The sequence below is a fragment of the Variovorax sp. MHTC-1 genome (genome assembly GCF_003984645.1).
In the GTDB taxonomy this organism is placed as follows: Bacteria; Pseudomonadota; Gammaproteobacteria; order Burkholderiales; family Burkholderiaceae_C; genus Variovorax.
Genome location: NZ_RWKI01000003.1, coordinates 442,550 through 467,981 on the forward strand (window position 1 = coordinate 442,550; position 25,432 = coordinate 467,981).

14 protein-coding genes and 2 pseudogenes are annotated in these 25,432 nt (G+C 68.8%); 13 read left to right on the forward strand and 3 right to left on the reverse strand.

Features of this window, described 5'->3' with window-relative positions:
• The first annotated feature begins 35 nt into the window (after positions 1-35).
• The 3 genes and pseudogenes from EJI01_RS07945 to EJI01_RS29255 all read left to right on the forward strand — a co-directional run bounded on the left by EJI01_RS07945 (position 36) and on the right by EJI01_RS29255 (position 1,631).
• Complete coding sequence (locus EJI01_RS07945) at positions 36-1,070, forward strand: hypothetical protein (protein ID WP_126836549.1); 1,035 nt, start codon at positions 36-38, stop codon at positions 1,068-1,070.
• Positions 1,071-1,224: 154 nt separating this feature from the next.
• Positions 1,225-1,272 (forward strand): annotated as a pseudogene (locus EJI01_RS29650) (hypothetical protein); the annotation flags it as partial.
• A gap of 53 nt (positions 1,273-1,325) precedes the next feature.
• The gene (locus tag EJI01_RS29255) at positions 1,326-1,631 is read left to right on the forward strand and encodes a hypothetical protein (RefSeq protein ID WP_126836551.1); all 306 of its coding nucleotides are present in this window, start codon (positions 1,326-1,328) and stop codon (positions 1,629-1,631) included.
• A 116-nt stretch (positions 1,632-1,747) separates the two neighbouring features.
• On the opposite strand, the gene EJI01_RS07960 is transcribed toward EJI01_RS29255, so the two are convergent.
• Positions 1,748-1,936 carry a hypothetical protein gene (locus EJI01_RS07960; RefSeq protein WP_126836552.1) on the reverse strand — a complete coding sequence of 63 codons (189 nt, stop codon included), beginning with the start codon at positions 1,934-1,936 and terminating at the stop codon, positions 1,748-1,750.
• Positions 1,937-2,613: 677 nt separating this feature from the next.
• On the opposite strand from EJI01_RS07960, the gene EJI01_RS28705 reads away from it, so the two are divergent.
• Positions 2,614-2,790: a hypothetical protein gene (locus EJI01_RS28705; protein ID WP_185878854.1), complete on the forward strand. Its 177-nt coding sequence runs from the start codon at positions 2,614-2,616 to the stop codon at positions 2,788-2,790.
• A gap of 191 nt (positions 2,791-2,981) precedes the next feature.
• Here the strand turns inward: EJI01_RS28705 and EJI01_RS07965 are convergent, their stop codons facing one another.
• Both EJI01_RS07965 and EJI01_RS07970 read right to left on the reverse strand, forming a co-directional pair.
• Positions 2,982-3,413 carry a DUF2390 domain-containing protein gene (locus tag EJI01_RS07965; protein ID WP_185878855.1) on the reverse strand — a complete coding sequence of 144 codons (432 nt, stop codon included), beginning with the start codon at positions 3,411-3,413 and terminating at the stop codon, positions 2,982-2,984.
• Positions 3,414-3,526: 113 nt separating this feature from the next.
• Positions 3,527-3,682: pseudogene (locus tag EJI01_RS07970) on the reverse strand (LysR family transcriptional regulator); the annotation flags it as partial.
• Between the two features lie 183 nt (positions 3,683-3,865).
• On the opposite strand from EJI01_RS07970, the gene EJI01_RS07975 reads away from it, so the two are divergent.
• From EJI01_RS07975 to EJI01_RS08015, 9 genes are all read left to right on the forward strand, one after another.
• On the forward strand, positions 3,866-4,420 hold the full coding sequence (locus EJI01_RS07975; protein WP_126836554.1) for a sigma-70 family RNA polymerase sigma factor: 555 nt from the start codon (positions 3,866-3,868) through the stop codon (positions 4,418-4,420).
• A gap of 90 nt (positions 4,421-4,510) precedes the next feature.
• Entirely contained in the window at positions 4,511-4,738 is a 228-nt protein-coding gene (locus EJI01_RS07980) for a FecR/PupR family sigma factor regulator (RefSeq protein ID WP_126836555.1), read from the forward strand.
• Between the two features lie 106 nt (positions 4,739-4,844).
• Complete coding sequence (locus EJI01_RS07985) at positions 4,845-5,093, forward strand: MbtH family protein (RefSeq protein ID WP_126836556.1); 249 nt, start codon at positions 4,845-4,847, stop codon at positions 5,091-5,093.
• Between the two features lie 6 nt (positions 5,094-5,099).
• Positions 5,100-5,837, forward strand: coding sequence for a thioesterase II family protein (locus EJI01_RS07990; protein WP_126836557.1), 738 nt, complete (start codon positions 5,100-5,102; stop codon positions 5,835-5,837).
• On the forward strand, positions 5,815-6,498 hold the full coding sequence (locus EJI01_RS07995) for a 4'-phosphopantetheinyl transferase family protein (RefSeq protein ID WP_126836558.1): 684 nt from the start codon (positions 5,815-5,817) through the stop codon (positions 6,496-6,498). The genes EJI01_RS07990 and EJI01_RS07995 overlap by 23 nt, the downstream gene beginning before the upstream one ends.
• Positions 6,499-6,502: 4 nt before the next feature.
• Positions 6,503-7,483, forward strand: coding sequence for a TauD/TfdA family dioxygenase (locus tag EJI01_RS08000; protein ID WP_126836559.1), 981 nt, complete (start codon positions 6,503-6,505; stop codon positions 7,481-7,483).
• Positions 7,484-7,504: 21 nt separating this feature from the next.
• Positions 7,505-12,805: a non-ribosomal peptide synthetase gene (locus tag EJI01_RS08005; protein ID WP_126836560.1), complete on the forward strand. Its 5,301-nt coding sequence runs from the start codon at positions 7,505-7,507 to the stop codon at positions 12,803-12,805.
• Complete coding sequence (locus EJI01_RS08010; RefSeq protein ID WP_126836561.1) at positions 12,805-17,394, forward strand: type I polyketide synthase; 4,590 nt, start codon at positions 12,805-12,807, stop codon at positions 17,392-17,394. The genes EJI01_RS08005 and EJI01_RS08010 overlap by 1 nt, the downstream gene beginning before the upstream one ends.
• Positions 17,395-17,405: 11 nt before the next feature.
• Positions 17,406-25,265: a non-ribosomal peptide synthetase gene (locus EJI01_RS08015; protein ID WP_126836562.1), complete on the forward strand. Its 7,860-nt coding sequence runs from the start codon at positions 17,406-17,408 to the stop codon at positions 25,263-25,265.
• Positions 25,266-25,432: the final 167 nt, after the last annotated feature.

Below are 25,432 nucleotides of genomic sequence, written 5' to 3' on the forward strand. Positions count from 1 at the left end.
TGTTAACAAAAGTAAACAACGATTGGATGAGGAATATGGCAGAAGAGGTTCGCATGCGCCCGGACGGTACGCTCTTGGACGCGACAAGCGGTCTGATGGTCGCCTTCGCACTGCTGCTGGCGGGTTGTGGTGGAGGCGGCAGCGATAGCGGCAGTGCACCTATGTCAGGCTCGTCGCCGTCCTTGACCAAATCTCAGGAGGCAGGAGCTAACAAGGACGAAAGCAGCAACGCGCCAGTCGTGGCGGCTCAGCGTGCAGACCCCTCTTCCACGTCCATCTCTGGGGCGCCCTATATTCTGAGTCCGGTGACAGTGCCGACACTGCCCGGCCAGATCTACGTTCCCACGCTGCCGCCGGTTGATATTGCCTTCGCCCCTTCGATCATCAAAGTCAAGATGTTGGAAGCGCAAGCGTGGACGGGGATGAACTACAACGTCATAGCCACGGCGACGAAGAACGCACCTTCAATGGGGCTCTACCCGTACCTTGAGGATCACGACAGCATTTTCCAGAACTACCAGGGAACTGAACCAAATCGACTGCAGTTTCCAAGCTTCTCATATGGCACTTATGGCCATTCGTTCTACCCTGGCTTTCCTATCAACACCAAGCTGACGAGGGGAGTTCACTCCGGTACTGTGCGATTCAGGCTCTGCGTGGACGCAAACTGCTTTCGGGAGTTTCCGATCGGACAGGGGAGGTCCCTGCCATACGAGATCACGGTCCTGCCACCGATCGAACTTGGGCTGGAGATCGACGGCGTCGAGATCCCGAACCCGCCAGGCCGAAACGGCACCGAGGCTATCGTGCGGCCGATCAACGTGAGCTACGGCGCGGTGGTGACCATCAACTCCTCAATGAATGTGAGTTGGGGTGTGTTCACCAGCGGGATGACTGCCAGCAGTGTCGCGACGACGCCAAGGACCTGGACCGGTACTCTCGCATTTCCACAAGGCCAAGCGCCGCAGCCTCCGGGAAATGTCACCGTTCGGGCACACAGCATTGGGGATGGTGACCCTTACAGCATGACTGGAACGCGCGAGTTGACGTTCCACGTCGCCAATCCGTAGACAGACCAAGGCGTGAGCGCTCAGCCTGGGCCTGCGTCTGGCGTGAAGGTGGATGTCGGCCGCCTCCAGGCTTCGCCCGATGCTCCTCGACGAGCGCCCGCTGCCTTGGGGAGATCCGGCATGGATCTATGAGCTGAAGTACGACGGCTACCGCATGCTGGCCGAGTTCGGAGGAGGGCAGGCCCACCTCAGGAGCCGTAACAGAGCCGACGCCACCGCCTGGTTTCCTGAGGTGGTCGCATCGCTGGCCGAGGTATGGATGGCGGCCCGCACATCTGCGACGGGGAGGTTCGCGTTCTCGATGAGCACGGCCGTAGCGATTTCAATCGCCTGCAGGACCGTGCGCGCCGACGGCGCTGGTACAAGGGCGCCGACTTGGTCACGTTCTGCGTCTTCGATCTCTTGATGGAGAACGGGAAGGATCTGACCGGGCTGCCGCTGCTGAAGCGCAAGGCGCGGCTGATGAAGCGCCTTGCCGGGCTGCCGTCAATCCTGCCGGTGAGCTACTTCCCCGCGGATGAGGCAAAAGCAGGCGGCCAAAAAAGTTTGAGCCTGATTTGACCGGTTTAGGTGCGGCGGATGCCAGGCCCTGAAGTCTCGGGTCTCATTGCGACCGCGAGGGATCCGGGCGTCAGCGATTGCCTAGGGGAAGGCCAGCGCGAGCAGCAGCGCAGCTCTCACCCCGTCTTAGGGTAAGGCACGCCCGCCAACCACAGAACGGCAATCAGCGCGGTGGATAGGCCGAAGAAGACAGCCATGCGCGCCCATTCGCTCTCGATCTTCCAGCGAAGCTTCCATAGCACCCAAGCCGCAACCACGGGGCATGCCCAGTACAAGATCAGGTGGAACAGCTTGGTGCCCCCCATTACCTAGTCTCCAGCGCATCGCGCGCGTGCACGATGCCCGTCAGACTGCCCCGTGCGCGGTTCGATCCCGAGCTTTTCGTGCAGAGCAGCCAGCATTGAGACGATGAGTTTTTCAGGTTGAGTAAGAGTCATGACTGTTCCAGAAAATCGATGATCGTAGCCGCTGCTGCCGAAGGAGCCGAAGCACGAGCCGGCACGGGCTAACCCGCAGCCTCCCGAAGAGCTTCGCTGTTCTTAGGGAGGCATGAGCCGGTGCTTGGCCGCCGTGGCAATCGAGCGCCGAGCCGAAGCGCTGGGGCCAAGAGGAGAGAAAGGATCGCGATGATGGCAGACTTGCGCACTTTGGAGATCACATGACCTTCTCTGACGACGCTTCATATGCCCTTCTCACCCGCGCTTCGGACCTTGTTGCGCTCCAGTGCAAGCAGGCCAGAGGCATCTTGGACGATGACACCAGGGCGACGTCGCGGAAATCTCGCTAGATACGCTCGCGCTAATGATCGCCATCAACTCCGCGCGTCTCGTCGCCCACAACGAGTAGGAAACTCCTTCACGCCGCCGATCAATCCCCACGGCGTTCCATTGGGTGCCTCGCCATCCTTCTCGGCTCCGAAGGGGTGGGATTGGCGGCGGGAAGTCACGCTGCCTAGACTTGCGGCCCTTTAGGAGGGCTGCTGATGCTTGCACTGAAATTCCAACTCGAGCTCGCCGTCGAAGACGAGGAGCCCGAGCGCTTCATCAAGTTCATCGACGGCACGATCTATCTCTACACGTCTGGGGACAGGAAGGTGAAGGCCTCCACCCGTTCAGTTTGTCAGGTGGCCGAAGCAAATGCGCTGGCGACAACTACTTAGCCCGTTCCTGACGCCCTCATGGGGTGCAAGGGGTCGAAGGTTCGAATCCTTTCACACCGACCAATAAAACGTCCAAGGGCGTCCGGTTTCATCCACCGGACGCCCTTTTTCATCTGAGGTCCCTGTCCGAGCTCCGTGAGCCCGGCGATTTGAACTAAGAGGACCCATGGCTTCATCTCGCGAGATTGGATTTAAGATCTTCCGCGGTCTTCCTTGTCAAGCAGGTTCTGCACACAAAGAACAGCTTCTTGCACCACCGCAACTTGCCGCTCCAGAGAGGGCGCGTTGCTGGCATACAGCTCTAGCACTCGATTCAGCAAGTTCGCGCTACTGGTTTCGGAACCCGGACTGCCCTTATGCCTTCCGGCATCCATGGACAACGTGGCGAGCGCAGCGAACTCCGCATCGAGCTCCGCCGCCTTGATCTTCTGTCGGGTTTGCTCCACGAGCGTTGCCGGGATCGAGGCGAACCCTGACTTTAGGGCAGCGCGCAGCGCTCGCAGCGGGGCAGGGACTTCACGCCGCCACGCTTCCACACGCGCCTCGGCGCTTGCAAGCGCCTGCTCATCGAGGGCAATGCCGTTGGCCGTGAAGAGGTACATCGCATGCAGCAGCACTGTCACGTCGACGCCCGCACGGTCCGCAGCAGGAGGCAAGCCTCGGTGACGCCAGGTTGTGCATAGACACGCAGGGCGTATTCCCATTCGCGAGAAAAGGCGTCGGGTGTGATTTCATGCCGCAGGTTGCTGCTCTCCATCAGCATGCGCTCGATGATCGGCAGCACATGGCCGCCGGGTTCGGTGAGGCCGGTCAGGCGCTTGCCGGCGCGCACGAAAAGCTCGATGCCGAGCTCTTCCTCGAGTTCGTGGATCTGCCGGCTCACGCCGGGCTTGGGAGGTGCCGGAACGCCTTTTGCCCCATGACCGGGCGCTGTCTCTGTTCCTCCTGCTCAAACGTCTAAGAAGTGTAGGAGCGGCATGCAAGAAGGAAGCAAAACCTCGGGGTTTCATGTTACCAAATAGTAATAATTCTCATTTGCATTTTGTCACTTGAGTATTTCAGGAGTACAGCCTTCATGCGACCTTCGAACTTCTCCAGCCCGGTCACGTCGTCGCATGCAGCCGAGCCGACGCTTGCGGAGACTTTCATTGCCAACCGGGCGCAGCTGCGGCGCGTGGCCCAGAAGATCGTCCATACCGCGGACCTGGCCGACGAGGTCCTGCAGGACGCGTACCTGAAGCTGGCCGATGGTGCGTGCGTGCGTGAGGTCCGCAAGCCACTGGGCTATTGCTGCCAGGTGGTGCGCAACGTGGCCTTCGACCACCACCGGCATCATTCCGTGGAAGCCAGCTGTCGCACCTACTGCGATGACATCGAACTCCTCAGTCCGCCGGCGCACAACGCGCCCGACCGGGTGATGGTGGGGCGGCAGGCGCTCGAGGCCATCGACAAGGTGCTGGATGCGCTTCCGGCAAGAACGCGTCTGGCGTTCGAGCTCAACCGCCTCAGCGGGTTGACCCAGCGCGAGATAGGGCGGCGCCTCGGCTGTTCGGCGACCCTGGTCAACTTCATGATCAAGGACGCCGACGAAGCGCTGGAGGGCTGCCGCTATCTCGTGAGCGGCGACTGAGCGGTCCATGTTCCAATGCACGCTCGGCGCGTCCCGCAGACGCATGCCGCGGTGAAGAACGTTGTGAACCCCTTGGGGCCGATCGCAGGAATGAAGAAGGACAAAGGGCGGGATCCCATCTGGCAGGCCGCATGGGCCTGGGCGCGCAGGCAGCACGAGCCCGGCGGGCTCGACGACGCCGCGCGCCTGGAACTCGCGCAATGGCTGGCAGCCGATGCGGCTCATCGAAAGACCTACGAAGAGGCCGCCCGTCTCTGGCTCATGGTGGGCCTCGTGCCGCCGGCCAACAACATTCCCGATCCGGACTGCGAAGACTAAACAGACAGCCGCTCGTTCCGTCATGTAGTGCGGAAGGCAGGTTTCTTCGGTCGCCATGTGCGAAGAAGGCTTGCTCTTCCTCTGATCAACTGCATGAGGATGCCGCATGTCTACGAGCTGCTTTGACCGCGAGGACGAAACCTTCATCGTTCTCGTCAACCACGAAGAACAGTATTCGATCTGGCCGCATTGGAAGGCCGTGCCTGGCGGATGGACGGCGGTCGACGGCATCCAGGGCGACAAGAAGACTGTCACCGACTACATCGAAAAAACCTGGACCGACATGCGCCCGCGCTCCCTGCGCGAATGGATGGCGCAGCAAGCGGGTTCCGGCGCCGTCGGTACCGCGCAGTAGGCCTGCATGCAGGCGCCAGTTTCGCTGCTGTGTCTGCCGTGCGCGGGCGCGAGCGCGACGATGTACTTGCGCTGGCGGCGCGTGCTGCCGCGATGGATCGAGCTCGTCCCGATCGAACTGCCCGGCCGCGGCAGCCGGATAGGGGAACGCTTCGCAGAAGACTTCGACGAACTGGTTGCCTTCCTGTGCGAAGAGCGGTCGCATGCGTTGCGCGGGCGCTATGCGTTGTTCGGCCACAGCATGGGAGCGCTGCTTGCATGGGGCATGGCGACGCGGCTGCACGCCCTGGGTCAGCCGTTGCCGCGGGCGCTGTTCGTTTCCGGCAGCCCGGCGCCGTCGAAGCGCGATCCCGACCGCTTCGCAAACAAGGACGATGACGCGGCGCTGATCGCAGATCTGCGCAAGCAGGGCGGAACGCCGGAAGAAGTGTTTGCGAGCGCAGAGCTGATGCGCATCACCCTCGATGTGCTGGGCGCCGACTACCGCGTGTGCGAGAGCTTCAGGCATCGGGGCGGCAGTGCCATGCCGTTTCCGGTCCATGCCTTCGGCGGACGCCAGGACGACATCGCCCCGGAGCGGATCGAGGCATGGGCCGCGGAGGCGGACGCGGGCTTCACGCTGGACTGGTTCGATGGCGGTCACTTCTTCATCCGGCAGCAGGAAAGCCGGGTGCTGCTCGCGCTCCAGCGGCGCCTCGCGCAAACGCTCGCGGGAGGAGTTCATGCAGCTGTCGCCTTTGCCTGATGCGCTTCCTCCGGGCATCGAGGCGTATCGCCTGGATCTGGACCTGACCTCGGATCCCATGCGCTCATGGCCGGTCCTGACGCCGGGCGAGCGCGCGCATGCGGCGCGCTTCGCCCGGCATGCCGACCGTGTTCGCTTCGCGGCCACGCGCGCCGCCACGCGCCGCCTGCTTGCGCGGCGGCTCGATTGCTGTCCGGCGGAGGTGCCGTTCGGCGAGACCGGACACGGCAAGCCCTTCGTGGATGGCGATGCGCAGGACCTGCCGCTCTTCAATGTCACCCACTCCGGCGCGCATGCGGTGATCGCCATCGCCGACGCCGCTTGCGTGCGCGACGTGGGCGTGGACATCGAACGTTGCGACGCCGGCGTGGACACGCAGGCGATTCTCGGCGTCGCCTTCACGCGAGAGGAGTGCGATGCCGTATGGGCCGCCGCTGATCCGCTCGCCGCCTTCTATGTGCGCTGGGTCGGCAAGGAGGCCGTTCTGAAGGCGATCGGCGTCGGCCTCGCGCAAGACCTCCACTCGATCGGCATCCGACTCGCTGGTGATCGATTGCTCGCCGTCGACTGCGAGCGCGCCGCCTGGACATCCGTGCAGGCCATCACACTCGCGGCGCCGCAAGGCTATGCCGCTGCCCTGGCCTGGCGAAGCAAGGAGTAGAGACATGAATGAAACGCTCACCCGGTTCGAGCGCACCGCGCCGACCGGATCCGATCTTCCCGTGCTGATCACGCCTGCCAGTGCCGGGCAGCTGCTGACGGACGCCGCCTTCGGGCTGCGGCATCGCATCGACGAAGCGCTGATGCTCGCCGGCGGTGTACTCCTGCGCGATTTCGGGGTGCCCACGATCGAGTCCTTCCAGCAGTTCGCCGCCTCCTTCGGCCATCCGCTTCTCAAGTACGAGTTCGCCTCCACGCCGCGCAGCGCCGTCTCGGCCACCGGCGTCTACACCTCCACCGAATACCCTGCGCACCAGCACATCCCGCTGCACAACGAACAGGCCTATACGCGCGAGTGGCCGATGAAGATCTGGTTCCATTGCGTGACGGCTTCGCCCGTGGGCGGTGAAACGCCGATTGCGGACAGTCGCGCCATCCATCGCCGCATGCCGCAGCGCATTCGCAGTTTGTTCGAGCCGGGCATCCTGTACGTGCGCAACTACGGCGAATTCGACGTGCCGTGGCAGAAGGTCTTCAACACCGATAGCCGCGCCGAGGTGGAGGCCTTCTGTCGCCGTGCCGGTATCCGCTGGGAGTGGAAGCCGGACGGTGATTTGCGGACCCAGCAGCTGTGCCAGGCCGTCGAAACGCATCCGGCCACGGGCGAGAAGCTCTGGTTCAACCAGGCGCACCTGTTCCACGTCTCGAACCTGCAGGCCGAAGTCCGCGAATCGCTGGAAGAACTGCTCGGCATCGAGAACCTGCCGCGCAACGTGTTCTTCGCCGACGGCACGCGCATCGACGACGCGATCTTCGACGAGGTGCGCGCCGTGTTGGCCGCGGAAACCGTGTCCTTCCGTTGGCAGGAAGGCGACGTGCTGATGCTCGACAACATGCTGGTCGCCCATGCGCGCGCGCCTTTCCAGGGGCCGCGCAAGGTGGTCGTGGCGATGGCCGAGCCGCACGGCAACCTCGGCAACTTCTGATCGACGAACGGGATCCACAGCATGACTTCGAGCGGCCATCCCGCGGGAAACTTCGTCGAGCATCTGCGCTCGCTGGCGACGCAGCGCGCAGCCGACACGGCATTGATCGTCGTGCGCGCCAGCGGCAGCGAGGTGGTCGACACGATGATCGACTACGCGACCCTCGATCGGCGCGTTCGCGCGCTCGCCTCGCTGCTGCAGCGGCGCTTCGCGCGAGGCGAGCGTGCGCTGCTGCTGCTCGACAACGACGATCACTACGTGGTCGCGTTCTTCGCCTGTCTCTATGCCGGGCTGATCGCGGTGCCGGTCTTCCCGCCCGAGTCGGCGCGCGCGCAGCACCTCGCGCGGCTGACCGGCATCGCACTGGATGCGCAGGCTCGATGCATCCTGACCAGCAGCGAGATCCTCGAAATGGTCGGCGCAGGGATCGATGCCTTTGCCGGCGCCGAGGCCATCGCCGTCGGCCGGGTCGAAGAGGGCGAAGCCGCGCGCTGGCAGCCGCATGCGCCGGCCGAGACCGACATCGCCTTCCTGCAGTACACCTCGGGCTCCACCTCGGAGCCCAAGGGCGTGATGATCAGCCACGCGAACCTGTGGGCCAACGAACGCGCCATCGAGGAGGGCCTGTCGGTTCGCGCCGACGACGTGTTCGTCTCGTGGCTGCCCCTGTTCCACGACATGGGCCTGATCGGCGGCCTGCTGCAGCCGATCCACCGCGGCATCCCGGTGGTGCTGATGACGCCGCGCGCCTTCCTCGAGCGGCCGATGCGCTGGCTGGAGGCGATCTCGCGGCATCGCGGCACCATCAGCGGCGGGCCGGACTTCGCCTACCGCCTGTGCCTGGAGCGGGTCAAGGCCTCGCAATTGCAGGCCCTCGACCTGTCGAGCTGGCGCCTGGCCTTCTCAGGCGCCGAGCCGGTGCGCCATCAGACCCTGCAGGCCTTCATCGAGCATTTCGCATCTGCGGGGTTTGCGGCCGGCGCCGTCTTTCCCTGCTACGGCCTGGCGGAGGCCACGCTGTTCGTGACCGGCGGCCGGCGTGGCTGCGGCATGACCGGCGGCACTTTCTCGGCCGCGGGCCTGGCCCGAGGCCTGGCCGAGGCGAGCGCGCAAGGGCCCACCCTGGTGAGCTGCGGCCGGCCGGCGGCCGGGCACGGCATCGAGATCGTCGATCCGGAATCGCTCGCCGTACTCGCCGAGGGGCGGATCGGCGAGATCTGGGCGCATGGCCCCAGCATCGGCCGCGGCTATTGGGGCAAGCTGGACGAAAGCACGCAGACCTTCTTCGAGCGCACCGGGCGGACCTGGCTGCGCACCGGCGACCTAGGCTTCGTGCACGAGGGCGAGCTCTACGTCGCGGGGCGGCGCAAGGACCTGATCATCGTTCGCGGCCACAACCTCTATCCGCAGGACATCGAGCGTGCAATCGAGGCCGAGGTCGACGCGGTGCGCAAGGGGCGGGTGGCCGCCTTCGCGGTCGATGGGCCCGAAGGCGAAGGCATCGGCGTGGCGGCAGAGGTGTCGCGCAGCCTGCAGAAGATGGTGGATCCTGCAGTGCTGGTCGAGGCCCTGGCCGCGGCAACGAGCGAACTGTGCGGCGAAGCGCCGTCGGTGGTGGTGCTGCTCCAACCCGGCGGCCTGCCGCGCACTTCCAGCGGCAAGCTGCAGCGCAGCGCCTGCCGGCAGGGCTGGATCGAAGGCGCGCTCGACGCCTATGCCATCCACGCGCATGGCCGCTTCGTCATGGGCGGCAGCAGCGTGCGTGCCGGTGCGCGGACGGCATCCGCGCAGGACGACGAGATCGCATCCACGCTCGCTTCGATCTGGCAACAGGTGCTCAGGCGCGACGACGACCGGCCGCTCGCGCAGGACGCCCACTTCTTTGCGAGCGGCGGCAACTCCCTCTCGGCGGTCCAGGCCGCAGCGCGGATCGCGGATCGCTGGGCGATCGAGTTCCCGGCGCGGACGCTGTTCGAGCAGCCGCGCCTCGCGGGCTGCGCCGCCGAGATCAGACGGCGGCGCGCGGACGGCGTGCGTCCGCGCGCGCCGCGCATCGCCGCATTGCCGGACGAGCGCCGCGCGCAACCGCTGCCGCTGTCGCATGGCCAGGCACGCCAATGGTTCCTGTGGCACCTGGATCCGTCGAGCTCGGCCTACCACGTGAGCTTCGCGTTGCGCCTGCGCGGCGCCCTGGATGCCGGCGCGCTGCGCGCCGCCTTCGTCGGGCTGATCGCCAGGCACGAATCCCTGCGCACTGTGTTCCATGCCGGTGCCGACGGCCGGCCCGAGCAGCGCGTGCTGACGCAGGGACAGCTGGACCTGCAACTGATCGACCTGCGCACCAGCGAGCCCGATGCGCCCGAAGTGCGCGATGCGCTGCAGCACATCGGCGCCCAGCCCTTCGATCTCTCGCACGGTCCGCTGATGCGCGCGGCGCTGATCCGGCCGGAAGAAGAGCTTCACATCCTCGCGATCGTCATGCATCACATCGTCTCCGACGGCGCCTCGATGCAGATCATGGTGGACGAGCTGGCGGCAAGCTATCGGGCCCACGCGAAGGGCGAAGTCGCGGCATTGGCGGCGTTGCCGGCGCAGTACGCCGACTTCGCCGTCTGGCACAACGAACTGCTCGAAGCGGGCGAACGCGATCGTCAACTCGCCTATTGGACCCAGCAGCTCGGCGGCGAGCAACCTGTGCTCGCAATGCCCACGGACCGCCCGCGCCAAGCGGTCGCCGGCTACCGCGCGGCGCGGCACCTGTTCGAACTCCCGGCGCAGCTGCTGGCCGATCTGCGCCGGCGCGCCGACGCCCAGGGGGCGACGCTCTTCATGGCGCTGCTCGCCGGCTTCCAAGCCTTGCTGCATCGCTACACGGGCCAGCAGGACATCCGCGTCGGCGTGCCGGTCGCCAACCGCCATCGCGTCGAGACCGAGGGCGTCGTCGGCTTCTTCGTCAACACGCAGGTGCTGCGCAGCGAGGTCCACGGCCGGCTCGGCTTTGCACCGTTGCTGGCGCAGGTCCGAGAGGCGGTGCTGGGCGCGCAGGCGCACCAGGATCTGCCCTTCGAGCAGCTGGTGGAAGCCTTGCAGCCCGAGCGCAGCCTGAGCCACAGCCCGCTGTTCCAGATCCTCTTCAATCACTTGCGCGAAGACCACAGCGCGTGGCGGCACATGCCGGGTCTGCGGATGGAAGCACAGTCGGTCGCGCCCCAGGCGGCCCAATTCGAGCTCTCGGTGGAAATCCGCGAAACCTCCGACCATCGCGTGAGCGTCGCCCTGGTGTACGCCGCCGAGCTGTTCGACGCCGACACCATGGCGCGTTTCGCGCGCCACTATCAGCAGATGCTGCAGGCACTGGCCCTCGAGCCCAAGCTTGCCGTCGGCGACGTCGAGCTGCTGTCGCAGGAGGAAGCGGCGGAGCTGGACGGCTGGAGCCGCAACGAACAGGAGATGGGAAGCGGCGAGATCGTGCACCACCTGTTCGAGCGCCAGGCAGAGCGAAGCCCCGAGGCCACGGCGCTGCTGTTCGGCGATGCGGCGCTCAGCTATGCCGAGCTCAATGCCCGGGCCAACCGCCTCGCGCATCGGCTGATCGCGCTCGGCGTCGGGCCGGAGAGCAAGGTGGGCATCGCGATGGAGCGTTCCGTCGAGATGGTGGTCGGCCTGCTCGGCATCCTCAAGGCGGGCGGCGCCTACGTGCCGGTCGATCCGGAGCATCCGCGCGAGCGCATGGCGTACATGGTCGAGGACAGCGGCATCGCGCTGCTGCTGACGCAAGCGCATCTGCGCGAGCGCCTGCCGGTTCGCGAAGGTCTCGCGACGCTCGCGCTCGATGAGCTTGCAAGCGAGCTGCAGGCCTCGCCCTCGCACAACCCGGGCGTCGCGCTGCACGGCGACAACTTGGTCTACGTGATCTACACCTCAGGCTCCACCGGCCGGCCGAAGGGCGCGGCCAACCGGCATCGGTCGCTGTGCAACCGGCTGGCGTGGGGCCAGCGGCATCAGCCGCTGGATGCCGGCGACACGGTGCTGCAGAAGACGCCCTTCGGTTTCGACATCTCCTTCTGGGAGTTCTTCTGGCCGCTCGCGCACGGCGCGCGCCTGGCGCTCGCCGGGCCCGGCGAGCACCGCGACCCGGCGCGCCTGGTCGAGCTGATCCAGGCGCACGGCATCACCACCATTCATTTCGTGCCCTCGATGCTGCAGGCCTTCATGGCCCACGAGGGCATCGCGGCCTGCACCGGCCTGAAGCGCATGATATGCAGCGGCGAAGCCTTGCCCGCCGAGCTGCAGGCGAAGGTGCTCGCGAGCTTCGCGCAGATCGAGCTGCTCAACCTCTACGGGCCGACCGAAGCGGCGATCGAAGTCACCTGGTGGGACTGCCGCGACGACGCGTCGCTCACCGTCCCGATCGGCCGGCCGGTGGGCAATCTCAGCGCCCACGTGCTGGATGCCGAACTGCGCGTGGTGCCGCGCGGCGTCGCGGGCGAGCTCTACCTCGGCGGCGTCGGGCTCGCGCGCGGGTACTGGCAGCGCCCGGGCCTGAGCGCCGAGCGCTTCGTGGCCGATCCGCTCGGCGGCACGGGTGCGCGCCTCTACCGCACCGGCGACCTCGCCAGGTGGCGCGGCGACGGCCAGATCGAGTACCTGGGGCGCGTCGACCATCAGGTGAAGATCCGCGGCTTCCGCATCGAGCTGGGCGAGGTCGAGGCGCAGTTGCGGCTCCAGCCGGAGGTGGAGGAGGCGGTCGTCGTCGCGCACGACGCGCCGGGCGGCGCCAGGCTGGTGGCCTACGTGTCGAACGGCGGCCGGAGCGAGTTCGACGCGGCACGACTCGCGCAGCAGCTCGGCAAGACCCTGCCGGACTACATGCTGCCCTCGGCGATCATGGTGCTCACGCGCCTGCCGCTCAACGCGAACGGCAAGGTCGACCGGAAGGCGCTGCCGTCGCCCACCGTGAGTCGCCAGCAGGCCTACAAGCCGCCGCAGGGCCGCGTCGCCGAAACCGTGGCCGCCATCTGGAGCGAAGTCCTGGGCGTCGAGAAGGTGGGCGTCGACGACAACTTCTTCGACCTCGGCGGCCATTCGCTGCTGCTGATCCGCGTGCACCGGTTGCTGGAAGACAGGCTGGCCGCCGGGCTGTCGGTGGTCGATCTCTTCAAGCATCCGACCATTGCCGCGCTCGCGCAGCACATCGCGCAGGGCAAGGGCTCGCCGCAGGCCTCGCTGCCGCAGCAGCAACAGCAGGACCAGGAACGGGCGCAGCGCCAGCGCGCGGCGCTGCTGCTCCAGCGCCGGCGCCCGGCAGAGAGGATCGGCTGATGCAGGGCGACGACGACAAGGCCGGGCGTACCGGCATCGAGATCGCGATCGTCGGCCTGGCCGGGCGCTTCCCGGGCGCTGCCGATGCCGAGGCCTTCTGGCGCAACATCCGCGGGTGCGTGGAATCGGTGTCGAGCTTCAGCGATGCCGAACTGCGCGCGCGCGGCGTTCCGGCCAGCGCCCTCGACGATCCCGGCTACGTGAAGGCCGGCGTGCGCTTCGAGGGCTTCGACCAGTTCGATGCCGGCTTCTTCGGCTGTTCGCCCAGAGAGGCCGAGCACCTCGATCCGCAGCAGCGGATTTTTCTGGAGTGCGCCTGGGAAGCGCTGGAGCATGCCGGCTACGACCCCCAACGGCCGCCGGGCCCCGTGGGCATCCATGCGGGCGCCGGCGCCAACCTGTACCTGATGAAGCACCTGCTGCCGGCCTCCGGCCTGGGTGCCGGCGGCGACATCGCCGAGCTGCTCTCGCTGATGAACGGCAACTCGGCCGACTCGCTCGCCACGCGCGTGGCCTACAAGCTCGACCTGCGCGGACCCGCCGTCACGGTGCAGACCGCGTGCTCTACCTCGCTGGTCGCGGTCCACATGGCCTGCCATTCGCTGCTGAGCCAGGAATGCGACATGGCGCTCGCCGGCGGTGTCTGGCTCAACCTGCTGCAGGAGGGCGGCTACCGCTACCAGGCCGGCGCCATCCTCTCGCCCGACGGCCATTGCCGCGCCTTCGATGCCAAGGCCGGCGGCACCGTGCTCGGCAGCGGCGCCGGCATCGTGGTCCTGCGCCGGCTGGACGACGCGCTGCGCGACGGCGACACGATCCATGCGGTGATCAAGGGCTCGGCGGTGAACAACGACGGCGCCAACAAGGTCGGCTACACCGCGCCGGGCATCGACGGCCAGGCCGAGGTGATCCGCACCGCCCAGGCCATTGCCGACGTGGCGCCCGACAGCATCGGCTACGTCGAGGCGCACGGCACCGGCACGACGCTGGGCGACCCGATCGAGATGGCCGCACTCACGCAGGCCTTCAGGGCCGGTACCGATCGCCGCGGCTTCTGCGCCATCGGGTCGGTGAAGACCAACGTCGGCCACCTGGATGCGGCGGCCGGCGTCACCGGGCTGATCAAGACGGTGATGGCGCTCGAGCACGCCACCTTGCCGCCCAGCCTGCATTTCGAGACGCCGAATCCGCAGATCGACTTTGCCGCCAGTCCCTTCTTCGTCAACACCGAGGCGCGTGCCTGGCCGGCAGGCCCGCTGCCCCGGCGCGCCGGCGTGAGCTCCTTCGGGATGGGCGGCACCAACGCGCACGTAGTGCTGGAGGAGGCGCCGCCGCGGCCGCCGGCGCATGCCGCGCGCGTGGCCGGCAAGCCGCATCTGCTGCGACTCTCGGCGCGCAGCACCGCCGCGGTGGACGCCATGTGCGGCCGGCTGGCCGAGCATCTCGACACTCGTGCGGAGATCGCACTCGCGGATGTCGAGCACACCTTGAGGGTGGGGCGCAAGCGCTTCGAGCACCGTGCCGTTGTGCTGGCGCACGATCGCGCGGGCGCCGTGCGCGCGCTCGGCCGGCGCGATGCGCCGCACTGCTTCAGCGCACGCGTGCTGTCGCAGGCGCCGAGCGTCGCCTTCCTGTTCCCGGGGCAGGGCGCACAGCATGTGCAGATGGGGCGCAGCCTGTATGAGGGCGAGGCTGTCTTTCGCGATACGGTCGACCGCTGCTGCCGGCTGTTGGAGCCGTCGCTGGGCCTCGACCTGCGCACGCTGATCCATCCGCGAGATCCAGCGCAAGCCGAGGCCACCGCGCACCTCGAACAGACGGCATTCACCCAGCCGGCGCTCTTCGTCGTCGAGTACGCGATGGCGCGGCTCTGGATGCACTGGGGCCTGGTTCCCGATGCGATGCTTGGCCACAGCATCGGCGAGTACGTGGCGGCCTGCCTGGCGGGCGTGTTCTCGCTGGAAGATGCGCTCGCGCTGGTCGCGGCGCGCGGCCGGCTGCTGCAGGCCACCACGCCCGGCGCGATGCTGGCGGTGAGCCTGCCGGAAGCCGAGCTGCAGCCCTGGCTGGGAGCGGGCTGCGACCTGGCCGCGGTCAACGCGGCAGGCCTCTGCGTGCTGTCCGGGCCGCATGCGGCCATCGACGCGGCCGAGCAGGGGCTTGCGCAGCGCGGCGCCGCCGCGCGCCGCCTGCATGTGTCGCACGCCTTTCACTCGGCGCTGGTGGAGCCGGCGCTGGCCGAGTTCGAGTCGCTGCTGCGCCGCATCGACATGCGCGCGCCGGACATCCCGTTCGTCTCCAACCTCAGCGGCCACTGGATCACGGCCGAGGAAGCCTGCAGCGCCGGCTACTGGGCACGGCACATGCGCGGCACGGTCCGCTTCGCCGACGGCCTCGCGGCCTTGCTCGCCAAGCCGGACCGCGCGCTGCTGGAGGTCGGCCCCGGCGAGACGCTGAGCAGCCTCGCGAAGCGGCATCCGCAAGCGGGCGAGGGGCGTCCGATCATCGCGTCGCAGTCCCATCCCCAGCGGCCGGAACTGAACCCCGACCAGCCTGCGCGCTGCATCGCGCAGCTGTGGGTCGCCGGCGTCGAGATCGATGAGGCGGCCTTCGGCGCGAGCGGCGAAGGCCGTCGCGTGCCGTTGCCGAGCTATCCCTTCGAACGCCAGTCCTACTGGATCGCGCCTTTGGGTCGGCAGGGCGACGCCCGGCCGGAAGCGCGCCACCGACCGCGCGATGTCGCCGACTGGTTCTATCTTCCGGCCTGGAAGCGCGCCGATGCGGCGCCGCCGGCGGCCGTTGCGGCAGGCGCCTGCATCCTGATGCTCGGCGCGGCGAACAGCCTCAGCGACGGCCTGGCCCGTCATCTGCGTTCACTAGGGGCATCGGTGGCGCGCGCAGAGCCGGCGGAGGCCTTCTCGAAGATCGGCGACGGGCGCTACGCGCTTCGTCCCGACGATCGGTCCGACCATGCGCAGCTGCTGCGCGCCGTCGACGCCGAGCTGGGACCGGTGTCTTCCATCTGCCACCTGTGGAGTCTCGGTGCCGGGGACATGTCGCCCTCGGATGCGCAGGCTTACGGCTTCTTCAGCCTGCTCGCGCTCGCGCAGGCGCTGCATGGCGCCGAAGGCGAACGCAAGCTGTCGATCACGGTGGTGACGAACCGTGTGGAAGACGTGAGCGGACTCGACCCGCTGTGCCCCGAGAAGGCGACGCTGTTCGGCCCGTGCAGGGTGATCCCGCAGGAGCATCCGAACATCGCCTGCCGCGTGCTCGACGTCGTCGACTCCGCGCCAGGAAGCGCGGCCGAAGCCCGGCTCATCCGGCAGGTGGCAGCGGAGATGCATGCCGCGCAAGAGGGCGAAGCCCTGGTGGCGTACCGGGGGCCGCATCGTTGGGTCCGGCACCACGCGCCGGTGCGCCGCGACCAGCCGCTCGCGCAACGCCTGCGCCAGTCCGGCGTCTATCTCATCACCGGCGGCCTGGGCGGCATCGGCCTGTCCCTGGCCCAACACCTGGCCCTTCGCTGGCAAGCCTCGCTGGTCTTGGTCACGCGCAGTGCGTGGCCGGCGCGGGCGGACTGGGAAACGCTGGCCGCATCGAAGGATCAGCCCGAGAAACTGCGCGCCACGCTTCGCCAGCTGGTCGAGCTCGAAGCAAGGGGCGCGCGGCTGCTCATCCTCCAGGCCGACGTGACCGATGCGCTCGCCATGCAGGCGGCCGTGCGGCAGGCGCGCGAGCGCTTCGGTGCGGTGCACGGCGTCATCCACGCGGCCGGCCAGGCGGCCGGCGGCCTGATCGCCCACAAGACGCGGGCCGCGGTGCAGGCCGTGTTTGCGCCCAAGCTCGAAGGCACGCTGGCCCTGCTGCAAGCGGTGAAGGACGAGCCGCTGGACTTCATGCTGCTGTGCTCCTCGCTCTCGGCGGTCGCCGGCGGCTTCGGCCAGGTCGACTACTGCGCAGCCAATGCCTTCCTCGACGCGCTGGCCGCCCAGGTCTCGCGCGACGGCGACCGCTTCGTCCTGTCGGTCAACTGGGATGCGTGGCGCGAGGTCGGCATGGCCGCGGCGCAGGCGCTGCCCGACGGCGCCGGCATCGCGCCGGCGCAGGGCGCCGAAGTGCTCGAACGGCTGCTCGCGGGGCCCGCGGTGGCCCAGACTCTCGTGTCCAACCTCGCGATCGAGGAGCAGATCGCACGCATGCAGAGCACGGCGCTTGCAGAGCGCCTGCCGCTGCCGGAGGGCTCGTCACAGCGGCACGCGCGCCCGGCGCTGCAGACGGCCTATGCCGAACCTGCCACCGAGCTGGAGCAGGGCCTCGCGTCGTTGTGGAGCCGCTTCCTCGGCATCTCGCCGATCGGCGCGAACGACAACCTGTTCGAGCTCGGCGGCGATTCCCTGCTGGCGATCCAGCTGCTGGCGCAGGTGCGAAGCGCCTATGGCGTCGAGCTGCATCCCTCCCAGTTCTTCAGGCAGCCGACGGTTGCCGCGCTGGCCGTGCTGGTCGAGCTGCGGTTGATCGAAGAAATCGAGAACGCCGGCGCTGCCGCCGATGTGCAGCAGCCGGATCGCGCCTCCGCCACCGTTTGACGGCTTCACCCATGTCCGATACCTCTGATCTCTCCCAGCGCCGCGACCGACTCTCGCCTGCGCAGCGCGCCTTGCTCGAATCCCGCGTGCGCGGCAGCGGCGCCCGCCCCGCGGCCGCCACGATCCCGCGCCGGGCGCCGGCCGATCGCGTCCTCCTGTCCCACGCGCAGCGCAGCCTGTGGCTGACCTGGCAGCTGGACCCCACAAGTCCGGCCTACAACATGCCCGGCGCGCTGCATCTGAAGGGCGAGCTCGACGTGCGCGCGCTGCAGGCCAGCCTCGACGCGCTGGCCGAGCGGCACGAGATCCTGCGCACGATCTATCGCGAAGCGCAGGACGGCGAGCTCGAGCAGTGCATCCTGCCCGCGGCGCCGGTGGCGCTGCAGCGCAGCGACCTGCGCGGCATCGCGCCGGCGTCCCGTGCCGAAGAGCTCCGAAACCGGCTGCGTGCGTTCGCCGAGGCACCGTTCCGGCTCGATGCGCAGGCGCCGTTGCGCACAACGCTGCTGCAGCTCGAGGCCGACGCGCATGTGCTCGCGCTGGCGCTGCACCATATCGCCGGCGACGGCTGGTCGATACGCATCCTCGTCGATGAGCTGTTCGCGCTCTACGAGGCTTTTCGTGCCTGCGCCCCCATGCCGCTCGCGCCGCTGCCGATCCAGTTTGCCGACCACGCGCTGTGGCAGCGCGCGCGGCTCGATGCCGGCGAGCGCGAGCGCCAGCTCGGCCATTGGCGCGCCCGGTTGAACGCGGCGCATGCGCCGCTCGAACTGCCCTTCGACCGACCGCGCGGCGTAGTGGCGGATTCGAAGGAAGGTCGCCATGCCTTCCGCTTGCCCGCGGCGCAGAGCGAAGCGCTGCGCAGCCTCGCGCGCACGCAGGGCGCCTCGCTCTACATGGCGATGCTGTCGCTGCTGAAGCTGGTGCTCTATCGTTTCAGCGGCCAGAACGACCTGCAAGTCGGCACGCCGATGGCGAACCGCCAGCAGGCCGAGACCCACGGCCTGATCGGCTACCTGCTTAACACGCAGGTGCTGCGTACGCAGGTCGATGCGACCCGCGGCTTCACCGCGCTGCTGGCGCGCGTGCGCGAGACCGTGCTCGATGCGCAGGCCCACCAGGACATTCCCTTCGACCTGCTGGTCGAGGCGCTGCAGCCCGAGCGCCAGGCCGGCGTGCATCCGCTGTTCCAGGTGAAGTGCACGCAACAGGATGACCTGCCGCGCACGCGCAGCATCGCCGGTCTCGAGGTGCGCATCGACGAGCTCTCGGGCGGCCATGCCCACTTCGACCTCAGCTTCGACTTCACCGACCGGCGCGACGGCATCCAGTGCCTGTTCCTCTATGCCGAGGCGTTGTTCGACGAAGCCACGATGCAGCGCTTCGCGCAGGCGTTGCAAAGCCTGGCGCAGCAGGTGACCGACGCGCCGGAACTTGCGCTCTCGTCGATGGAGCTGCCGGGCCCGGTCTCGGAACTGCACGGACCCGAGACCGCCTTCGCGCATCCCGACGTGCTCGCCATGTGGACGCAGGCTGTCGAGCGCGCACCGAAGAAGCTCGCGGTGCGCCACGAGGACCTGTTCTTCAGCTACGCCGAACTCGACGCGCAGGCCGATCAGCTCGCGGGCGAGCTCGCGGCGCGCGGCGCCGGCCCCGAGGCGCGGATCGGCGTCCTGGCCGAGCGAGGCTGCGAATTCGTGCTCGGCGTGCTGGCCGTGCTCAAGACGGGCGGCGCCTATGTGCCGCTCGATCCGCAGCTGCCGGCCGATCGGCTGGCCTTTCAGCTCGCCGACAGCGGCGCGCAGCTGCTGCTGGCTGCGCGCACGCCGGCCTGGCAAGTGCCGGTTCCCGTGCTGCCGCTGGCCTTCAGGCCGGGTCGTGTCGTTCCCGCACCGCGAGCGCCTGCCGCGCCGCATCCGCGGCAGGCGGCCTACGTCATCTACACCTCGGGTTCGACCGGGCAGCCCAAGGGCGTGCTCGTCACGCGCGGCGCGCTGGCGAACTACGTCCAGGCCGTGCTCGCGCGGCTCGAGCTCCCGGCGGATGCGAAGAGCATGGCGATGGTGTCCACGGTGGCCGCGGACCTCGGGCATACGAGCTTCTTCGGCGCGCTGTGCAGCGGGCGCAGTCTGCACCTGATCGGCGCCGAGCGCGCCTTCGATCCCGACCGCTTCGCCGCCTACATGGCCGAACACCAGATCGACGTGCTCAAGATCGTGCCCAGTCATCTGCAGGCGCTGCTACAGGCGGCCCGCGCAGCGCAAGTGCTGCCGCGCCATGTGCTGGTCCTCGGCGGCGAGGCGACGTCCTGGCAACTGCTGGACCGCATCCGCAGCCTGGCGCCGGCATGCCGTGTCGTCAATCACTATGGCCCCACCGAGACCACCGTCGGCGTGCTGACCCAGGACGCCGCCGGCGCGAGCCGCAAGGCTGCGATGCTGCCGCTCGGCCGCCCGCTGGCCCATGTGCAGGCGGCCGTGCTGGATGCCGAACTCCGAGCCGTGCCGCAAGGGGTCGCCGGCGAGCTCTATCTCGCCGGCGCCGGCGTGGCGCGCGGCTATCTCGGACGCCCGGGCCTGACGGCCGAACGCTTCGTCGCCGATCCGCGACGTGCAGGCGAGCGCATGTACCGCACCGGCGACCGCGCGCGCCAGCTGCCGGACGGCAGCCTCGAGTTCCTGGGCCGTGCGGACCACCAGGTCAAGATCCGCGGCTACCGCGTCGAACTCGGCGAGGTGCGCGCCGCATTGCTTGCGCAGATGGCCGTGCGCGAGGCAGAGGTGGTGGTCCACACGGCCGAGGACGGCCGCGCGCAACTGCATGCCTATGCCGTCGCACAGCAAGGGGAAACGCTCGATCCCACCGCGCTGCGCGCCCGGCTCGCCGAGGCGCTGCCGGACTACATGGTGCCCGGTGCCATCGTGATGCTGGAGGCGCTGCCGCTCACGCCCAACGGCAAGCTCGATCGCCGCGCCTTGCCCGCGCCGCGCATCGGAGCCGCGCAGCACCATGCCGCGCCCGAGGGCGAGGCGGAAGAGATCTTGGCCGCCGTCTGGGCCGAGGTGCTGCGCGTGGAGCGCGTCGGCCGCCATGACAATTTCTTCGAGCTAGGCGGCGATTCGATCCTCACCCTGCAGGTGGTGGCGCGCGCGCGCAAGAGGGGGCTCAGGCTCTCACCCAAGCAACTGATGGAGCAGCAGACGATCGCGCGCACCATCGCGATGCAGGTGCCCGCGGAGCCCGTGCCGGCCCCTGCCTCGCAGCTGGATGAGGGCGGCGAGATCGCGCTGACGCCGATCCAGCGCTGGTTCTTCGAGCAGCCGCTGCGCGAGCGCGATCACTGGAACCAGTCGGTGCTGTTCGAGGTCGACGCGCCGCTCGACGAAGCGCGCATGCGCCGGTCGCTGCAGCGCCTGGTCGAGCAGCACGACGCGCTGCGGCTGCAGTTCGTCGAAAGGCAGGGCCGCTGGCACCAGCAGCATCGCGCGCGGGCGGAGGACGCGTGGCGCTTCGAACGTGCCGACCTGTGCGGAGAAGCCGATGCGGGTGCGGCCGTCGCGCGTGCGGCGGACCAGGCGCAACGCACGCTGCACCTGGCCGACGGTCCCTTGCTGAAGGCGGTCTGGATGGAGCTCGGCGCGGCGCGACCCGGCCGCCTGCTGCTGGTTGCGCACCACCTCGTGGTCGACGTCGTCTCGTGGCGCGTGCTGGTCGAAGACCTGCAAGCCCTGTACGAAGGCGGCGAGCTGCCGGCCCGCACGAGCAGCTTCGCGCAGTGGTCGCGGCGGTTGCAGGCCTACGCGGGCAGCCAGGCCTGCAGGCGCGAACTCGGCCACTGGCAGGCGGCGGGACATGCCGACCCGCCTTGGCCTGCCCGCAACCCGGAGGGCAAGAACACGGTGGACTCGACGCGCACTGTGCAGGTCGTCCTCGGCGAAACGCAAACCGCGCAACTGCTCAAGCAGTCCGGCCGCGCCTACCGCACGCGCGTGGAAGAACTGCTGCTCGGAGCGCTGGCGCGCTGCCTGTGCCGCTGGAGCGGGCTCGACAGCGTACGCATCGAACTCGAAGGCCACGGCCGCGAAGACCTCTTCGAGGACATGGACCTGAGCCGTTCCGTCGGCTGGTTCACCGCGCTGTATCCGGTCCGCCTGAGGCCGGGCGCGGATGCGCGCCAGACCATCATCGCGGTCAAGGAAGCCCTGCGCGAGGTGCCGGGACACGGCCTGGGCCACGGCGTGCTGCACCATCTCGGCGACCCCGGCCATGCGCTCGCCGCGCCCCAGCCTTACCTCACCTTCAACTACTTGGGGCAGCTGGACCGCAGCGATCCGGGCGCGTGGCGCCTGGCCCGCGAGGCGCAAGGCCACGCGCGTGCGCCCTCGGGGCCGCGGCGCGCGTGGTTCGAGGTCGTCGCCAAGGTGCTGGACGAGCGGCTGGCCATCGACTGGCACTTCAGCGAGAACCTGCACGACGCGGCCGAGGTGGAAGCGCTGGCGCAGCGCTACTCGGCAGCCCTCGGCGAACTCATCGCGCACTGCCTCGGCGACGACGCGGGCGGCCTGTCGCCCTCGGACATCCCGCTGGCGCGCCTCACGCAGGCGCAGGTCGACGGCCTGCGGCTCGATGCCGCGAAAGTCGAGCACATCTATCCGCTCGCGCCGATGCAGCAGGGGCTGCTGCTGCACACCCTGCTCAATGCCGGCGCCGGCATGTACCTGATGCAGGACCACTACCGCTTCGCGAGCGAGATCGACGTCGAGTGCTTCACCCGCGCCTGGGACAGCGTGGTGCAGCGGCACGAGGCGCTTCGCACCGGCTTCGTCTGGCATGGCGACGAGACGCAACTGCAGGTGGTCTACCGCGAGGTGCCTTCGGCCGTGCAGTGCCTCGACTGGCGCGGCATGAGCGAGGCGGCCGCGATGCAGCGGCTCGACGCGCTGCTGCGCGAGGAGCTGGCCCAGGGCTTCGACCTGGGCCGGCCGCCGCTGATGCGACTGCGCCTGGTGCGCCTCGGCGAGCGCGATTTCCACCTTGTGCAGAGCTTCCATCACATCCTGATGGACGCGTGGTGCCGCTCGCTGCTGCTGACGGACTTCTTCGCGCACTACGAGGCGTACCGCGCGGGCCTGCAGGTGCAGCGCGCGCTGCCGCGGCCCTACCGCGAATTCATCGGTTGGCTGCAGCAGCAGGACAGCGACGCGGCCCGCCGCTACTGGCAGGCGCAGCTGCAGGGATTCGACACCGCGACCCCCTTGCCGTGGCGCAAGGACCGCGCGCTCGTGCAAGGAACTGCCGCCATCGCCGACGTGGTCGAGAAGCTGTCGGTCGAGGAAACGGCGGCGCTGCAGCGCCTCGCCCAGGGAAGGCAGCTCACGCTCAACACCATCGTGCAGGGCGCGTGGGCACTCCTGCTGGCGCGGCTGGGCAGCCTGGACGAGGTGGTGTTCGGGGTCACCGTGGCAGGGCGCCCGCTGGAGCTGGAAGGCATCCAGGACACCGTGGGCCTCTTCATTAACACGATTCCGCTGCGCGTCGCGCTGCCGCCGGCGCAGACGCCGGCGGTCGCCTGGCTGCAGGCGCTGCTGGCGCAGAACCTCGCGATGCGCCAGCACGAGCACCTGCCGCTGGTCGAGATCCAGGCCGGAAGCGGCATGCCGCGCGGCCGCAGCGTGTTCGACAGCCTGTTCGTGTTCGAGAACGCGCCGATGGACGAGAGCCTGCAAGCGCGTACGCGCGAACTCGGCATCAGCTTCGGCGGCAACCGCACGCACACCAACTATCCGCTGACGGTGGTCGTGATCCCGGGCCGCCAGCTGTGGCTGCAGCTGTCCTGCGACAGCCGGCAGTTCGACGCGGCCGATGCGGCGCGCCTTCTTTCGGGCTTCAGGCAGATCGTGGTGCAGCTCGCCGCGCAGCCGGACGCGAAGCTGCACGAGGTCGGCGTGCTGCCGGCGGCCGCACGCGACGCGCTGCTGGGGCAGGGCGAGGGGCCGGCGGCGGCCTATCCCTTCGAGCGCGGCTACGCGGGCCTGTTCGAGGAGCAGGTGCGACTGCATTCGGCGCGCACGGCAGTGCGTTGCGGCGACGAGGCGCTCAGCTATGCCGAGCTCGACCGTGCCGCCGGCCGGATCGCGCGCGCGCTGCGTGCGCAGGGCGTGCAGGCGGACGAGGTCGTCGCGCTCTGCACCGCGCGCGGCCCGGGCCTGCTTTCCATGATCCTCGGCAGCTTCAAGGCCGGCGCTGCCTACCTCGCGCTTGATGCCGCGCATCCGCCGCAGCGGATCGCGGGCATGCTGGCGTCGAGCCGCGCGCGCATCGTGCTCGCGAGCCCTGCCCAGGCGGCAGCAGCACGCGCCGTGCTCGCTTCGATGCCGAGTCCGCCGCGGCTGCTGGTGGTGGACGAATCGCTGTCGCCCGCGCCCGCTGAAGACCCACATCCAGTCACCGCGCCGAACCTCGACCAGGCCGCCTACGTGATCTATACCTCGGGCTCCACCGGCGAGCCCAAGGGCGTGGTCGTCACGCAGCGCGGCATGCTCAACAACCAGCTGAGCAAGATTCCCTACCTGGGCTTGGGCCCCGAGGACGTGATCGCGCAGACGGCCTCGCAGAGCTTCGACATCTCGGTGTGGCAGCTGCTCGCGGGCCTGCTGTGCGGCGCCTGCGTCGAGATCGTGCCCGACGACATTGCGCGCGATCCCGCGGCGCTGCTGGCGCATGTCCGCGCCCGCGGCATCACCGTGCTGCAGAGCGTGCCGGCGCTGATCCAGGGCATGCTCGCGGCGGCGCCGGTCGCGCTGCCGACGCTGCGCTGGATGCTGCCGACCGGCGAGGCTTCCACCGGCGAGATGGCGCGCCAGTGGTTCGCGCGCTATCCCGGGGTACCGCTGGTCAATGCCTACGGGCCGGCCGAGTGCGCCGACGACGTGTCCCTGCATCGTCTCGCGGCCCTGGAGGCCGAGCCCTCGCACTACCTGCCCATCGGCCTGCCCACCGACAACACGCGCCTCCTGGTGCTCGATGGCCAGCTAGAACCGCTGCCGGAAGGCCTGGCCGGCGAGCTGTACGTCGCCGGCATCGGCGTCGGGCGCGGCTACCTGAACCGGCCCGCGTTGACGGCCGAGCGCTTCGTGCCCGACCCGCATGCGCGGCAGCTCGGCGAGCGGCTCTATCGCACCGGGGACATCGCACGCCGGCGCCACGACGGCGTGCTGGAGTACCTGGGACGGGTGGACCAGCAGGTCAAGATCCGCGGCTTCCGCATCGAGGTGGGCGAGGTCGAGGCGCAGCTCGCCGGGCTCGACCTGGTGCGCGACGCGGCGGTACGCGTGCACGAGGACGCGCAGGGCACGCGGCAGCTGGTCGGCTACGTGGTGCCGCGCGAGGCCGGCGCCGACGTCGGTAATGCGCCCTGGCGCGAGCAGCTGCGGGAGCGGCTGGGCCGCGTGCTGCCGGAGTACATGGTGCCCGCCCTCTGGGTGGTGCTCGAGCGCCTGCCGCTCACGCCCAACGGCAAGCTGGACCGCAAGGCGCTGCCCGCGCCGGACATTGCGCAGATGCAGGCGGTCTATGAGCCGCCGCAGGGCGAGACCGAAGCGGCCGTGGCCGCCGTCTGGTCCGAGGTGCTCGGCGTTGCGCGCGTCGGCCGCCACGACAGCTTCTTCGAGATGGGCGGGCATTCGCTGCTGGCCATGCAAGTCATCGCGCGCCTGCAGACGCGCTTGCACATCGAGGTGCCGCTGGGCGCCCTGTTCGAAGCGCAGACCCTGGACAAGTTCGCCGCGCGGCTTGCCGCGATCCGTCCCCATGGCGGGGACCAGGCATTGCAGGCGATCGATGCATTCATCGATTCGCTGGAGGAAGTGTGATGGAAGCGTCCTTGGCGCGCAGGGTGGCGGAGCGTTTTTCGGGGCTCGCGCCGCATCAACGCCGCGCGGTGTACGACAAGCTGCGGCAGGACGGGCTGACGCACTCGCAGTTGCCGATAGTCGCGCGCCCCACCGGCAGCGGCAGCGAGTTGTCCTATGCGCAGGCC

Excerpts from the sequence above, each read along its gene's own strand:
- EJI01_RS07945 (WP_126836549.1), top strand. The coding sequence starts at position 36 with ATGGCAGAAGAGGTTCGCATGCGCCCGGACGGTACGCTCTTGGACGCG.
- EJI01_RS08015 (WP_126836562.1), top strand. The coding sequence starts at position 17,406 with ATGTCCGATACCTCTGATCTCTCCCAGCGCCGCGACCGACTCTCGCCT.
- EJI01_RS07990 (WP_126836557.1), top strand. The coding sequence starts at position 5,100 with ATGCAGGCGCCAGTTTCGCTGCTGTGTCTGCCGTGCGCGGGCGCGAGC.
- EJI01_RS07980 (WP_126836555.1), top strand. The coding sequence starts at position 4,511 with ATGAAGAAGGACAAAGGGCGGGATCCCATCTGGCAGGCCGCATGGGCC.
- EJI01_RS08010 (WP_126836561.1), top strand. The coding sequence starts at position 12,805 with ATGCAGGGCGACGACGACAAGGCCGGGCGTACCGGCATCGAGATCGCG.
- EJI01_RS07975 (WP_126836554.1), top strand. The coding sequence starts at position 3,866 with ATGCGACCTTCGAACTTCTCCAGCCCGGTCACGTCGTCGCATGCAGCC.
- EJI01_RS07960 (WP_126836552.1), bottom strand. The coding sequence starts at position 1,936 with ATGGGGGGCACCAAGCTGTTCCACCTGATCTTGTACTGGGCATGCCCC.
- EJI01_RS08000 (WP_126836559.1), top strand. The coding sequence starts at position 6,503 with ATGAATGAAACGCTCACCCGGTTCGAGCGCACCGCGCCGACCGGATCC.
- EJI01_RS28705 (WP_185878854.1), top strand. The coding sequence starts at position 2,614 with ATGCTTGCACTGAAATTCCAACTCGAGCTCGCCGTCGAAGACGAGGAG.
- EJI01_RS07985 (WP_126836556.1), top strand. The coding sequence starts at position 4,845 with ATGTCTACGAGCTGCTTTGACCGCGAGGACGAAACCTTCATCGTTCTC.
- EJI01_RS29255 (WP_126836551.1), top strand. The coding sequence starts at position 1,326 with ATGGATGGCGGCCCGCACATCTGCGACGGGGAGGTTCGCGTTCTCGAT.
- EJI01_RS08005 (WP_126836560.1), top strand. The coding sequence starts at position 7,505 with ATGACTTCGAGCGGCCATCCCGCGGGAAACTTCGTCGAGCATCTGCGC.
- EJI01_RS07995 (WP_126836558.1), top strand. The coding sequence starts at position 5,815 with ATGCAGCTGTCGCCTTTGCCTGATGCGCTTCCTCCGGGCATCGAGGCG.